This window comes from Mycobacterium sp. ABE4_509, from assembly GCF_056160785.1.
In genome coordinates, this window is the sequence record NZ_JBSWXU010000029.1 from 18,182 (window position 1) to 32,188 (window position 14,007).

Here is a 14,007-nt window from a genome sequence, read left to right on the forward strand (position 1 = left end):
GCCGCCTCAACCGAGTTCGACGCCGAAGAACAGCTCCCGCAGTGCGTGATCGTCGAGCTGCGCGCCGGCGGTCAGCTCGCGGTGCACCACCCCGCCGTTCATCAGATACACCCGGTCGCAGTGCTTGAGGATCTCCATCGGGTTCTCCTCGACCACCCAGAGGATCGACGATCCCCCGTCCTTGAACTGCCGGATGCTCGCGCTGAGGCTGTGCACGATGGTGGGCGCCAGACCGGTGGTGGGCTCGTCGAGGATCAGTATTTCCGGCTCGATCGCCATCGCCGCTCCCAGCGCCAGCATCTGGCGCTCGCCGCCGGAGAGTGTCGAGGCGTGCTGGCGTCGGCGCTGCCCCAGCGCCGGGAACCGCTCGTAGGTCATGCCCAGCGCGCCGGCCATGCCGGTTCGGGCGGCGCCGCGGATGGCCACCCGCAGGTTCTCCTCGACGGTCAGATCGGGAAACGTGTTGCCGCCCTGCGGCACATAGCCCACTCCCAGCCGGGACAGAGCCGCCGCCCGGCGCCGGTCCAGCGCCACGTCATCCAGCCGGATCGACCCCTTGACGTCGCGTAGCAGCCGCATGATCCCCTTGACGAGAGTGGATTTCCCCGCCCCGTTGGGACCCACCACCGCAACGATCTCGGCGTCGCCGACGGTGATGCTGACGTCGTGGAGAACCGAGACCTTCTGGTATCCACCGGTGAGGCCCTGCACGGTCAAGCTACTCATTGCGCTGCCCCCAGATACAACTCGATGACGGTCGGATTCGCAGCGACCTCGCTGGGCACCCCCTGGGCGACCACCGCGCCCTGGGCGAGCACATAGATGTAGTCGGCCACGTCGAACACGAACGAGATGTTGTGATCGATCACCCCGACGGTCATCCCGTCGTCACGCAGGGCCCGGATCTGGGCGGCCAATCGCTCGATACTGGCCGGGTGCACCCCGGCGGCTGGTTCGTCGAGAAGCAGCAGCCTCGGCGAGGCCATCATCAACCGGCCGAAGTCGACCAGTTTCACCTCACCGCCGGACAGGTCGCGCAGCAACGAATCCCGTCGCTCGGCCAGCCCCAGGTCGTCGAGAACCCGTTCCACGCGCGCGGCGGTGCGCCGCTCCTCGGACAGCCACGACGAGCGGCCGACCAAGGTCTGCAGCAGCCCCTCGGTGCGCCGCGATCCGGCCACCATCAGGTTCTCCCACACGCTCAGTTCGGGGAAGCCGACCGGGGTCTGAAACGACCTGACCATCCCGCGCCGGGCCAGTTCCCAGGCCGGCACGGTGTCCACCGGGTCGCCGAAGAACTGCAGTGAGCCCGAATCGGGTTCGTCGAACCGGGTCAGCAGGTTGAACAGCGTCGTCTTGCCGGCACCGTTGGGGCCGATCATCGCCGTGATCGATCCGGTCTCGATGTCGAGATCGACATCGTCGACCGCGGTCAATCCGCCGAAGGACTTCGTCACGCCGCGCACCCGCAGCGCCTGGCCGGCCGTCACCGTCCCACCTCCTGCGGCTCGGCCGCCTCGACCGGCGTGGCGTCGCCCGGCGGCGGCCTTCGCCGCATCCCCCAGCGACCGCTGGCTCTGGCGAACGCCCGCTGTTCGGTGAGCAGGCCGCGGGGAAGCAGCCGCATCGCCAGGATCAGCACCAACCCCAGCAGCACCGGGCGCGCGGCCGCGAGCAGCTGGGCATTCTCGGTGGATCCCTGGAGCAGGGTGAACAGCTCGGTGGCCAGAATCAAGACGAAGGCACCAGCGACGGGCCCCAGGCGGCTTCCGATGCCACCCACCACCAGGGCCGTCCACACCGTGAAGGTGAGTTCGGAGGAGAACAGGCTGGGCACGGTGGTGCGGACGTGCCAGAGATAGATGGGCGCGACGAGCCCGAGCACCAGTCCGACGAAGGTGTAGAGCACGATCCGGTTGCGCGACACCTGCTTCCCGAGCGAGACCGCGACGGACTCGTTGTCCCGGGTGGCGCGCAGCATCCGGCCGTACGGCGATACCGAGATCCGCCGGGCCAGCAGGAAGACCGCGACGACGACGACCGCGACCACGGCGAGAAGGAAGTAGCGGTATTCACGCCCGACGAACAGGTCGGAGAACGGTCGCTCGATCTGCGCGAAACCGACCGTGCCGTTGGTCAGCGGAATCGCGTTGAGTGCGATCTGCCGCGTGACCTCGGCGAAGGCCAGCGTGGTGATGAGGAAGTACTCGCCCCGTAGCCGCAGAGTGGGCACTCCGATGACGAATGCCGCCACCGCGGTGACGATCCCGGCCGCGATGACACCGGCCCACCACGGCCACTGCGGCATCAGGACGACATCGTCGACCGTGGTCTGGGTGGTGATCGCGTAGGTGTAGCAGGCTACCCCGACCAGGCCGGCTACCCCGAGGTCGGGCATGCCTCCCCATCCGGCGACGATGTTCAGCAGTTGGGCGAGGATTGCGTAGAAGCCGGCCAGGGTCAGAACGCTGACCAGGAAGAAGAAGTTGATCTGCACTAGGCGGCCTGCTTCCTGCGGGTGACGCTGAAAATGCCCTCCGGACGGACGATCAGGATCGCGATCAGGGCGCCGAACGCCACGAGCACGCGATAGGACGCGGGGATGACCAGCGAACTCAACTCCATCAACAAGCCGAGCGCCAGAGATGCCACGACGACTCCATAGATTCGGCCGAGCCCGCCGAGCACGGTGGCGGCCAGGATCAGCAGGATCTGTGTCCAGCCCAGTTCGGCGTGTACCGCACCGATCAACCCGAGCAGGACCCCGGCCAACCCCGCGAACGCCGAAGCGATCAGCCACACCGTCCACGCGACGTAGTCGGTCCGGATACCGCGGACCGCGGCCAGCTCCAGGTTGCTCGACGATGCGCGTACCGACATCCCCATCGGCGTGAACGTCATGAACAGGTACAGCGCCAGGATGGACACCGCGACCACGCCGAGGATGATGAGTTCGCCAGGGGTCACTCGAACTCCGAGCAGGTCCACGGGTTCGCCGAATTCCACGCCGAATGTCTCGACCCCGGTGCCGAATATCCCGTTCATCACGCCGTAGAGCAGGTAGGCCAGCCCGATCGAGGTGAACAACTTGGTCAGATCGCTGCGCTCGCGCACCGGCTGCATCACCGCCACAGCCGAGGCGACCCCGATACCGCCGACGCACACCATCGCCGCGATCGCCGCCAGCGCGATCGGGAGCCCGATCTCGCTGTAGAAGAAGTATCCGATGAACGCTCCCAGCGCCACGAACTGGCCGTGGGCGATGTTGAGGAACCCTTCGGTCTTGCGGATCAATGCGAATCCGGTTGCGGCCATCGCGAGAATGCTGCCCGTCATCAGGCCGTAGACGAGATGCTGCATGTCACCTGCTTCCTCGGCGTGCGATCTGCGCGGTCACTCTTCGAGGTAGTCGCGCAGCTCCGGGTCGAGCTCGATGGTCTGGACTTCCTCCCACTGGCCGTCGATGATGTTCTGCTCACCGAAGACCGGTGCGGCGAGGTTGCCGTACTCGTTGAGGTCCAGTGACGAGCTCGCTCCGTGGTAGTTGATCTCGTTGCCCGCGCGGATCTCGTCCAGGCCCTCCTGCAGCGAATAGACGTCGGTGCCGTCCGGATTGAGCACCTGCGGAATGGCTTCGGCGATCGCGGCGCCGTCGGTCGAGCCGGCCTTCTCGATGGCCAGTGCCAACGCGATGTACTGGTCGTACTGCAGCGCATCACCCACACCCGAGGAGGGCTGCTCGCCACCGGTCTTGGCCGCGTAGCGCTCCGCATAGCTCTGGTAGGCCGGCGAGCTGGTGTCGTACTGCGCGATGGCGCCCGTGATCACGCCGCCCTCCAGCGCCGGGGTCAGGCTGGCGATCTCAGGGACGACCAGGTCCGGGCTGGTGAGGAATTCGCCACCGTAGTCGCGGCGCTCCCATTCGGTCAGGATGACACTGCCGGCCTCCGACCCGGCCGCGAGGAACACCGCGTCGGCGGGCGTCGAGAAGACTTCGTCGACCTCGCTCTGATACGACGCCGCACCGGGATTGAACGTGACCTCGGTGCCGATGGTGCCACCGATCGCGCCGGTGAAGACCTCTTTGAACACCTCTGCCGGTCCCGCCGCGCCCTCGGTGTTCTGGACCAGCAGGTTGACCGTCTGGTAGCCCTGGTCGCGGGCGAACTGCGCCAGCACGATGCCGCCGTCGGTGTCGGAACCGGTGAGCCGGAACATGTACTCCCCACCGCGGGTGTCCAGTTCGCTGGTTCCGCAGACCGGGCACATCACCGGGATCTGCTGTTCCTCGGAGGCGCTGAAGATCGCCATGGCGCCGTCGGATTCGACTCCGCCGATCGCGATGACACCCTCACCGTCGACCAGACGGGAGAACCCCTGCACCGCTCCTTCGACGGTGGACAGGTTGTCCTGACTGACCAACTCGAACGGCCGGCCCAATACGCCGCCGGCCTCGTCGATCTCCTCGAGGGCGATGTTCACCCCGACCATCGAGCCCTCGTAGTACGGGGCGTAGTCACCGGTGATCCCCATCAGGTGGCCGACCTTGATCGGGCCGGTGCCGTCGTCGCCGCCTCCACCGGACGAGCACGCGGCCAGTCCGGCCACCGCGGCGCCGGCGACGGCGGTGCGGACGACATTCTTCATCTGAGTCTTCATCTTCAGTTCCTTTCATCGTCGAACCGACGGCGGCGGCGGCGGGGTACGGGGACGGCGGTTGCCTATTCGGCAGCGATGAGGTCGATCTCGACGAGGGTGCCCGGGATCAGCAGCCCGGCCCCGGCGAGTTCGACGGTGGTGCGCGGCGGGAACGGGTCGAAGTGGCGCCGCCAGATCTTGTCCAGACCGTTGAAGTCGTGCAGCGAGGTCAGGAACACCTGGGCCTTCACCGTGCGGCTGAGGCCGGATCCGGCCGCCTTGAGCACCTTGGCGCAGTTCTCCAGCGTGTAGTCGGCCTGCTTCTCGATGGCCGACCCGTAGTACGGGAACGCCGGATCGACCTGGGCTTCGGGCGCGACGCCGTTGGTGAAGTCGCTGGCCAGCTGGCCGGCCAGGAACACCAGTCCACCCGCCTTGACCGCCTGGACGTAGTTGGCCAGCGGTCGGGGCGCATCTGGAGTCGAAATACGCTCCGGCACAATGGATCCGTCCTTGGTGACGGCGATCAGGTCGATCTCGACCAGTGAGTCCCCGATCAGCAGCTCGGAGACCTGGATGGTGGTGCGTGGCGGCGGCGTGTCACCGAAGTACCGGCGCCACACCTCGTCGAACCCGTGGAAATCGTTGAGGTCCTTGAGGAAGACCTGCGCCTTGACCACGTGGTCGAGGTCGCTGCCGGCCTCGGCCAGCAGCGCCGCCAGGTTGGACAGCGTGTAGTCGGTCTGCCGCTCGATGTCGGAGCCGTAGTAGGGGAAGGCCGGGTCGGTCCTCGCCTCGTCCGGGATCCCCTGGTCGCTGAAATCGCTGGCCAGCTGACCGGCCAGGAAGATCCAGTCCCCGTACTTGACCGCCGGCGTGTAGTTGGCCCGCGGCGCGGGCACCGATGTGCCGGCGACGTTCTCCGGTTGCACCGGCCCGTCGGCCGGAACGGCGATCACGTCGATCTCGACCAGGGTTCCCGGGCACAGCAGCCCGAGCGGGCCGATCTCGACGGTGGTGCGCGGCGGCGGTGTCGGGAAGAACTCCTTCCAGACACGGTCGAAGTCGGCGAACAACCCGCAGTCCATGATGAAGACCTGGGCCTTGACGACGTGTTCCATGTCGCTGCCGATGTCTTCGAGAAGGGTCTTGATGTTGTTGAGGACGTAGCGGGTCTGCAGCTCCATCGCCGACCCGTAATACGGGTACTCCGAGGGAATTCGACACTCCGCGGGCACCCCGGTGGTGAAGTCGCTGGCGAACTGGCCGGCGAGGAATATCAGATCGCCGACCCGCATCGCCTGGTTGTAGTTGGCGAGGGGGCGCGGAATGCGGTCACTGGCCAGGATCTCGATTGACGTCACAGCTCTCCGTACGTGTCGCGATGGGATTCGCAGAGGTGATCGATGATCACCTAATGCATACGTTAGGCCATGAACTGTATACGGGGATTTCTGATTGTTTACAGCTGAGTTAAGGCGTGGGCTTGATCCACGCCTGCTCGGAGTGTTCCTGCTCGAGCAGGACCTTCAGGACGAACTCATGGCCTTCGACGAGGTGGGCGCGCGTCAACTCGGCGGCCAGCCGGGCGTCGCCGTCGGCCATCGCCTCCACGATCCCGTGGTGCTGGTCGTCCAGCGGTGTCGCGCCGCGGAACTCGACCAGCACGAAGATGTAGCGGTCGGCCAGCATCCGGTACTGCTCGACCAATTGCCGCAACCGCGGACGCCCCGCCCGCCCGTACGGAATCCCGTGGAACTCGTTGTTGAGCAACACCCACTCCGCGGTGCAGGTCGCCTCCGCCATCCGCTCCTGAACTGCACGCATGCGCAGGATTTCGGCTCGGCCGACATTGGGTACCGCGATCTTGGTGAGCAGGGGTTCGATCACCTCGCGGATCTCGTAGATCTCCTGCAGCTCACCGATGGACAGTGGCGTCACCGTGACCGCGCCGCCATCGTCGATCTGGACGAGGCCCTCACCGGCCAGGCTCTGCAGCACCTCACGCAGCGGGATCCGGCTGACCCCGAACCGGGCCGCCAACTCGGTTTGCGACATCCGGACCCCCGGCGGAATCGCCCCGGTACTCAGCTGAGTACGAAACTCGGCGAACACCCTCTTGGTCTGCGATGCGGTAGTCACCAAACCCCCTGTGATATACAAAGTCGACTGTTCGTATACATTACGTGGGGAACTCCCCCGCGTCGAGCGACGCGCCCGCCTCTGCTGACCTGGGATTCGCGGTGGCCACCTGACGACCGGAGATTTCGCCATGTCCGTGACCCCACGCAGCAGAACCCTGATCGGGCGCGCCCGTCCATCGCTGGCCTTCTGGATCGTGGCGGGCACCTTCACCGCCACCACGGTGCTGGGCACCGTCCCGACCCCGCTCTACCGCCTCTACCAGCAGCAGGGAGGTTACGGAAACCTCGTCGCCACCATCATTTTCGCGTTCTACGCATTCGGCATCCTCGCCGCGCTGGTCTTCGCCGGCCACTTGTCGGACCTCTTCGGCCGCCGCGCCGTACTGATCTGCGCAACGGGGGTGTCCGCGCTCAGCGCACTGACGTTCTGCCTGTCGACCAGCCTGCCGGCACTTCTGACCGGTCGGCTGCTGTGCGGCATCGGAACCGGGATGGTGACCACCGCGGCCACCGCCTACCTGACCGACCTCGATGAGCGCGCCCGGCCGGGCCGCGGGGCCCAGCTGGCCAGCGTGACCTCCACGGCGTGCAATCTCGGGGGCTTGGGCATCGGCGCGGCCATGTCCGGGCTGGTGGCCAGCACGCTGCCGCACCCGCTGTTCACCCCGTACCTGGTCGCCCTGGTGTTGCTGCTCGTCGCGCTGCCCATGGCCGTGCTGACGCCGGAGACACTGACCCCGCCACGTCCGCGCCCGCGCTACCGGATCCAGCGCGCGACGATACCGGTGGCACACCGCAGGCTGTTCTGGAGCGCCGCACTGGCATCCGGGGTGGCCTTCGCGATCACCGGGTTGTTCGCGTCACAGGCGCCCAACCTGATCGCGGGCGCCCTGGCCGGAGCCGAACGCGAGGATCTCAGCGGGTCGCTGAGCCTCATAGTCTTCGCCTGCGCGGCGGTGGCCCAGATCTTCCTCGCCCGCGGGCCGGCCAGGCGCCAGGTGATCATCGCGCTGTGCCTGCTGGCCCCCAGCTTCGCGGTCGCCGTACTGGGTGCGGTGCAGCACAGCCTGCCGGTGCTGCTGATCGGGGCGGCGCTGTCCGGGACGACCGCCGGCCTCTGTCTGACCGGAGCCATCGCCACCGCGCTGGCCGCCGCCCCTCCCGAACACCGTGGCGGCACCCTCAAGAGCACCTTCGTGGTGGCCTACTCCGGGCTGGCGCTGCCCGTCATCGGCTTCGGATCACTGTCGGAGTCAATCGGTTTCGAGTCCGCCCTGTGGGTCTACCTGGCCACGGTCGTGGCGGTGACGGCGGGCCTGGTGCTGGGCCTGACCAGAAGCGGCGACCAGCGATAGCGGCCGCCGGCACACAGGCGCCGGCCAGACCTACAGCAGCCCGAGGATGCGCTGCCCGACCTCGGCGGTCGAGCGCACCGCGTCCCCGCGGGTCGCCAGGTGCTCCTCGACGGCCTTGTCCACCCGGGCTGCCGCGTCGAGCTCACCCACGTGAGCCAGCAGCAGACCCACCGACATGATCGCCGCAGTCGGATCGGCGATCCCCTGCCCCGCGATGTCCGGGGCACTGCCGTGCACCGGCTCGAACATCGACGGATTGGTCCGGGTGGCGTCGATGTTGCCGCTGGCCGCCAGCCCGATGCCGCCACACACCGCGGCGGCGAGATCGGTGATGATGTCGCCGAACAGGTTGTCGGTGACGATGACGTCGAAACGGCCCGGGTCGGTCACCATGTGGATCGTCGCGGCATCGACGTGCTGATAGGCCACCTCGACCTCGGGATACTCCGCTGCAACCGCCTGCACGGTCCGCCACCACAGTGACCCGGCGTAGGTCAGCACATTGTTCTTGTGCACCAGCGTCAGATGCTTGCGCCGCTGCTGCGCGCGACCGAACGCGTCCTGCACCACCCGGCGCACCCCGTAGGCGGTGTTGACGCTGACCTCGGTGGCGATCTCATGCGGGGTACCGACCCGGATCGCGCCGCCGTTGCCGGTGTAGGGCCCCTCGGTGCCCTCGCGCACGACCACGAAGTCGATGTCGGGGTCGCCCGCCAGCGGGCTCGTCACACCGGGATAGAGCCGCCCCGGCCGCAGGTTGATGTGGTGGTCGAGTTCGAACCGGATACGCAGCAGCAGACCGCGCTCCAGCAGCCCGCTGGGTACCGACGGATCACCGATCGCACCCAACAGGATGGCGTCGTGGCCCTTGAGCTCCTCGAGCACCGAATCCGGGAGCACCTCACCGGTGTGGTGGTACATCCGGGCACCCAGTTCGTACTCGGTCCTGGCCACCCCGGGAAACACCGCGTCGAGCACCTTGAGCGCCTCACCGATGACCTCGGGGCCGATGCCGTCTCCGGCGATCACCGCCAGCCTCATCGCGGCGGTCACGACAGGTCCACCACTTCCAGCGTCACGGCGGCCACCTCGCGGCCGATCTCGGCAAGCACGTCGGCCGGCACCGGCCGGTCCAGGCGCAGCATGATGGTCGCCCCCTCACCATCGGCGTCCTGGCTCAGCTGCGCGGCCAGGATGTTGACCGCGGCGCCGCCCAGCAGCGTGCCGATCTTGCCCAGCGCGCCGGGCTGATCGTTGTAGTTGATGATCAGGTTGACTCCCTCGGCCCGCAGGTCGAAGTTGCGGCCGTTGATCTGGACGACCTTCTCCACCATCTGCGGCCCCGACAGCGCCCCGGCGACGTTGACCGTCGAACCGTCGGCTCCCACCGCCCGCACGTCGACCACGCTGCGGTGGTTGGGGCTCTCCGAGGCCGTCGAGATGGACGCCTCCACGCCGCGCTCGGCCGCCAGCGACGGCGCGTTGACGAACGTCACCGGGTCCTCGATCACCGCCGAGAACAGCCCGCGCAGGGCCGACAGCCGCAGCACCTCGACCTCTTCGCTGGCCAGTTCGCCGCACACGTTGACCGACAGCGACACCGGCAGCTCGGGCGAGAGGACCCCGACCAGCACGCCCAGCTTGCGGACCAGGTCGAGCCAGGGCGCGACCTCCTCGCCGACCGCACCGCCGCCGACGTTGACCGCGTCGGGGACGAACTCCCCCGCCAGCGCCAGCTGCACACTGGCCGCGACGTCGGTGCCCGCGCGGTCCTGCGCCTCGGCGGTGGACGCACCCAGATGCGGGGTCACCACCACCTGAGGCAGGTCGAACAGCGGGCTGTCGGTGCACGGCTCGCTGGCGAACACGTCGATTCCGGCGCCGCGCACGTGGCCGCCGGCGACGGCCTCGGCGAGCGCCTGCTCGTCGATCAGCCCGCCGCGCGCGGCGTTGACGATGATCACGCCGGGCTTGGTCTTGGCCAGCGCCTCCTTGCCGATCAGGCCGGCGGTCTCCTTCGTCTTGGGCAGGTGCACCGAGATGAAGTCGGCGCGCGAGAGCAGCTCATCGAGGGTCAGCAACTCGATGCCCAGCTGGGCGGCACGGGCATGCGACACGTAGGGGTCGTAGGCCACGATATGGGCGCCGAACGCCGCCACCCGCTGCGCCACCAGCTGGCCGATGCGGCCCAGGCCCACCACGCCGACGGTCTTTCCGAATATCTCGGTACCGGAGAACGACGAGCGCTTCCAGGTGTGCTCGCGCAGCGTGACATCGGCCGCGGGGATCTGCCGGGCCGCGGCCAGCATCAGCGCCAACGCGTGCTCGGCGGCACTGTGGATGTTCGACGTGGGTGCGTTGACCACCAGCACCCCGCGCGCGGTGGCCGCGTCGACATCGACGTTGTCCAGTCCGACGCCGGCGCGGGCGACGATCTTCAATCTGGGGGCGGCGGCCAGCACCTCGGCATCGACGGTGGTGGCCGAGCGCACCAGCAGCGCATCGGCATCTACCACCGCGGCGAGGAGTTTCTCGCGATCCGGGCCATCGACCCAGCGGACCTCCACCTGGTCTCCCAGGGCTTCCACGGTCGAGGCGGCTAGCTTGTCGGCGATCAGTACAACAGGCAGACTCACGAGGCTTCAGCCTAACGGGCTGCTATAACCGGGTCGTGGGCGGGAGAAGCTACCGGGCGTTGACCAGCTCAGAGTCGGGTGTCGACGTGACCGTGGTCGGCAGCGGCCCCAACGGCCTGGCCGCCGCCGTGGTGTGCGCCAGGGCCGGGCTGGCGGTGCGGGTGATCGAGGTGCAGCCGACGGCAGGTGGCGGAGCCCGCACCCTGCCCGATCCGGAGTACAGCGGGGTGTCGCACGACATCTGCTCGGCAGTGCATCCGCTGGCACTGGCCTCACCGTTCTTCGCCGCGTTCGATCTGCCCGCGCGCGGTGTCACGCTGTCGGCTCCCGAGACCGCCTACGCCAATCCGCTGCCGGACCGCCCGGCCGCGGTCGGCTACCGCGATCTGGACCGCACCTGCGCCGAACTCTCCGACGGTGCGTCCTGGCGCCGGCTGCTCGGCCCGCTGGCGGCCGACTGTGACGGTGTGGTGGGGCTGCTGCTGGGCGACAAACGCTCGATTCCGCCGAGCATGTCCGCCGCCCTGCGGATCGCTCCGCGGATGCTCGCCCAGGGCACCGCAGCCTGGCGCAGCCTGGCCGGCGAGGACGCGCGGGCACTGTTCAGCGGTGTCGCCGCGCACACCATCTCGCCGATGCCCTCGCTGGTCTCCGCGGGCGCGGGACTGATGCTCGCGACCCTCGGGCACACCGTGAGCTGGCCGATCCCGGTCGGCGGCTCACAGGCCATCCCCGACGCCCTGCTCGCCGACCTGCGCGCGCACGGTGGTGAGGTACTGCTCGGCGAGGAGGTCACCAGCCCGCCGGCAGGAGTCGTGCTCTACGACACCGCGCCGACCGCGCTGCTGCGCATCTACGGTGATGCGTTGCCACCGAGCTACGCCAGGACGCTGCGGAGATACCGCTACGGACCGGGCGTGGCCAAGGTCGATTTCGTGCTGTCCGGTGAGATCCCCTGGCGGGATCCACGGCTGGCGAACGCCCCGACGCTGCACCTGGGCGGGGATCGGACCACCATGGCGCTGGCCGAACGCGAGATCGCCGCCGGACGCCACCCGGACTGGCCGATGGTGCTGGCCGCGCTGCCCCACCTGGCCGACCCCGGGCGCATCGACTCCCGGGGCAGACGACCGCTGTGGACCTACGCCCACGTCCCCGCCGGTTCGCCGGTGGACATGGCCGAGACCGTCATCGGGCTGTTCGAACGGTTCGCGCCCGGGTTCGGGGATCTGGTGGTCGGCGTGCGCAGCGTCCCGGCCGCGCGGCTTGCCGAGCACAACGCCAACCTGGTCGGCGGCGATATCGGCGTCGGCGGCAACACCATGGTCGGTGCGCTGACCGGGCCGGCACTGCGCTGGGATCCGTGGGCCACCCCGATCCCGCGGGCCTATCTGTGTTCGTCGGCCACGCCCCCGGGCGGCGGGGTGCACGGGATGGCCGGCTACTACGCCGCCCGCTCGGTGCTGCGGCACGAGTTCGGCATCACCGAGGCGCCCTCGCTCGCCCCCACACCCTGAACGATTTCGGCGTGACCAGTCGCGCTTTGCGCGACTGGTCACGCCGAAATCACCGGGTGGGGCGCGGCAGCGCGCGCATCGCCGAGCGGATCACCAGGTAGAGAATCGGCGAGGTGACCAGCAGCACCGGCCAGCCCATCGCGATGCGGGCAACCGCCAGCAGGCCCTCCTGATCGGTCTCGTACAGGTGGTACTGCACGGCGAACCGGGTGGCTGAGATCATCGCCATACCCAGCGTCACCAGATCGAAGGCCAGCCGCACCCGGCGGATCCGCCGCCAGCTGTCGTCGCGGCCGGTCACCCACGCCCACACCACCCCGATGAGCGGCCGGCCCACCAGAACCGAGCCGGCGAACAGCACCGCGGCACCCAGATACATCCAGATGCCCGGCAGGTAGAAATCCTTGGCGCGACCGGTGACCAGCGCGAACGCCGCCCCGACCGCCACACCGGCGAACCCCAGCAACGCCGGCCGCAGCGACTCCCGGCGCCACAGCTGCCAGGCCGTCACCAGCGCCGCGGCACCCAGCGCCGCGATGAGCGCGGCACCCAGGCCGGCGAACGCATTGGTCGCGGCGAAGGTCACCACCGGCAGCGCGGTGTAGACCAGCCCGCGGAATCCGCCTGTGCGAGCGAGCAACCGCTCACCCGGCGTCTGTACGCCCGTCATGTGATCCGAGCGTACAGATCGCCGCGTTGAGCGCCTGTTAGGCGGTTTCGGTGATCGGGCGATCCACCCAGCTCATCAGGTCGCGCAGCTTCTTGCCGGTGACCTCGATGGGATGCTCGGCGTTCTCCTTGCGCAGCTTCTCGAGCTCCTTGTTGCCGCCCTCGACGTTGGCCACCAGGCGCTTGACGAACGTGCCGTCCTGGATGTCCCGGAGGATCTCGCGCATCCGCTCCTTGGTGCCGGCATCAATGACCCGCGGGCCGGACAGGTACCCGCCGAACTCCGCGGTGTCGGACACCGAGTAGTTCATCCGGGCGATGCCGCCCTCGTACATCAGGTCCACGATCAGCTTGAGTTCGTGCAGCACCTCGAAGTAGGCGAGTTCGGGCGCGTAGCCGGCCTCGACCATGGTGTCGAAGCCCGCCTTGACCAGTTCCTCGGTGCCGCCGCACAGCACGGCCTGCTCACCGAACAGGTCGGTCTCGGTCTCGTCCTTGAACGTCGTCTTGATCACCCCGGCCCGCGCCCCGCCGATGGCCTTGGCGTAGGACAGGGCCAGCGCCTGGCCCTCACCCTTGGGGTCCTGCTCGACGGCGATCAGGCACGGCACGCCCTTGCCGTCGACGAACTGCCGGCGCACCAGGTGGCCGGGCCCCTTCGGGGCGACCATCCCGATCGTCACGTTGGCCGGCGGCTTGATCAGACCGAAGTGGATGTTGAGCCCGTGGCCGAAGAACAGCGCGTTGCCGTCGGCGAGGTTGGGCTCGATGTCATTGGTGAAGATGTCGGCCTGCGCGGTGTCGGGCGCCAGCAGCATGATCACGTCGGCCCACTTGGCAACCTCGGCCGGGGTGCCGACCTCCAGACCCTGCTCGGTGACCTTGTCTCGTGACTTCGAGCCCTCCTTGAGGCCGACCCTGACCTCGACGCCGGAGTCGCGCAGGCTCAGCGAGTGGGCGTGACCCTGGCTGCCATAGCCGATGACGCCGACCTTCCGGCCCTGGATGATCGACAGGTCCGCGTCGTCGTCATAGAACATCTCAACTG

Annotated in this window: 13 protein-coding genes; 2 read left to right on the plus strand and 11 right to left on the minus strand. The window is 68.4% G+C overall.

Translation table 11 applies throughout. The annotated features are described in order from the left end of the window. Positions 1-6: 6 nt before the first annotated feature. The 7 genes from ACXAID_RS09095 to ACXAID_RS09125 form a co-directional block, all read right to left on the minus strand. Positions 7-726: an ABC transporter ATP-binding protein gene (locus tag ACXAID_RS09095; RefSeq protein ID WP_475021870.1), complete on the minus strand. Its 720-nt coding sequence runs from the start codon at positions 724-726 to the stop codon at positions 7-9. After that, on the minus strand, positions 723-1,490 hold the full coding sequence (locus ACXAID_RS09100; RefSeq protein ID WP_475021871.1) for an ABC transporter ATP-binding protein: 768 nt from the start codon (positions 1,488-1,490) through the stop codon (positions 723-725). Before ACXAID_RS09100 ends, ACXAID_RS09095 begins: the two co-directional genes overlap by 4 nt. Then, positions 1,487-2,497, minus strand: a complete 1,011-nt coding sequence (locus ACXAID_RS09105; RefSeq protein WP_475021872.1) for a branched-chain amino acid ABC transporter permease — start codon at positions 2,495-2,497, stop codon at positions 1,487-1,489. The genes ACXAID_RS09100 and ACXAID_RS09105 overlap by 4 nt, the downstream gene beginning before the upstream one ends. After that, on the minus strand, positions 2,497-3,360 hold the full coding sequence (locus tag ACXAID_RS09110) for a branched-chain amino acid ABC transporter permease (protein WP_475021873.1): 864 nt from the start codon (positions 3,358-3,360) through the stop codon (positions 2,497-2,499). The genes ACXAID_RS09105 and ACXAID_RS09110 overlap by 1 nt, the downstream gene beginning before the upstream one ends. 33 nt (positions 3,361-3,393) lie before the next feature. Then, positions 3,394-4,659: an ABC transporter substrate-binding protein gene (locus ACXAID_RS09115; RefSeq protein WP_475021874.1), complete on the minus strand. Its 1,266-nt coding sequence runs from the start codon at positions 4,657-4,659 to the stop codon at positions 3,394-3,396. Positions 4,660-4,721: 62 nt separating this feature from the next. Beyond that, a complete protein-coding gene (locus ACXAID_RS09120) occupies positions 4,722-6,002 on the minus strand; it encodes a RidA family protein (RefSeq protein WP_475021875.1) in 1,281 nt (426 codons plus the stop codon). Positions 6,003-6,111: 109 nt separating this feature from the next. Continuing rightward, entirely contained in the window at positions 6,112-6,780 is a 669-nt protein-coding gene (locus ACXAID_RS09125; RefSeq protein ID WP_475021876.1) for a GntR family transcriptional regulator, read from the minus strand. 130 nt (positions 6,781-6,910) lie between these two features. Here ACXAID_RS09125 and ACXAID_RS09130 point away from each other — a divergent pair, with 130 nt between their 5' ends. After that, positions 6,911-8,137: an MFS transporter gene (locus tag ACXAID_RS09130; RefSeq protein WP_475021877.1), complete on the plus strand. Its 1,227-nt coding sequence runs from the start codon at positions 6,911-6,913 to the stop codon at positions 8,135-8,137. 30 nt (positions 8,138-8,167) lie between these two features. Here the strand turns inward: ACXAID_RS09130 and ACXAID_RS09135 are convergent, their stop codons facing one another. Together ACXAID_RS09135 and serA are read right to left on the minus strand one after the other, a co-directional pair. Beyond that, the gene (locus ACXAID_RS09135; RefSeq protein ID WP_475021894.1) at positions 8,168-9,178 is read right to left on the minus strand and encodes a 3-isopropylmalate dehydrogenase; all 1,011 of its coding nucleotides are present in this window, start codon (positions 9,176-9,178) and stop codon (positions 8,168-8,170) included. Positions 9,179-9,186: 8 nt separating this feature from the next. Then, positions 9,187-10,773, minus strand: coding sequence for a phosphoglycerate dehydrogenase (serA, locus tag ACXAID_RS09140; RefSeq protein ID WP_475021878.1), 1,587 nt, complete (start codon positions 10,771-10,773; stop codon positions 9,187-9,189). A 59-nt stretch (positions 10,774-10,832) separates the two neighbouring features. Between serA and ACXAID_RS09145 the strand changes: the two genes are divergently transcribed. Next, complete coding sequence (locus ACXAID_RS09145; RefSeq protein WP_475021879.1) at positions 10,833-12,290, plus strand: phytoene desaturase family protein; 1,458 nt, start codon at positions 10,833-10,835, stop codon at positions 12,288-12,290. Between the two features lie 49 nt (positions 12,291-12,339). Here the strand turns inward: ACXAID_RS09145 and ACXAID_RS09150 are convergent, their stop codons facing one another. Further along, positions 12,340-12,960, minus strand: a complete 621-nt coding sequence (locus ACXAID_RS09150) for a DUF3159 domain-containing protein (protein ID WP_475021880.1) — start codon at positions 12,958-12,960, stop codon at positions 12,340-12,342. A 37-nt stretch (positions 12,961-12,997) separates the two neighbouring features. Next, positions 12,998-13,999: a ketol-acid reductoisomerase gene (ilvC, locus tag ACXAID_RS09155; RefSeq protein WP_475021895.1), complete on the minus strand. Its 1,002-nt coding sequence runs from the start codon at positions 13,997-13,999 to the stop codon at positions 12,998-13,000. Between the last annotated feature and the right edge of the window lie 8 nt (positions 14,000-14,007).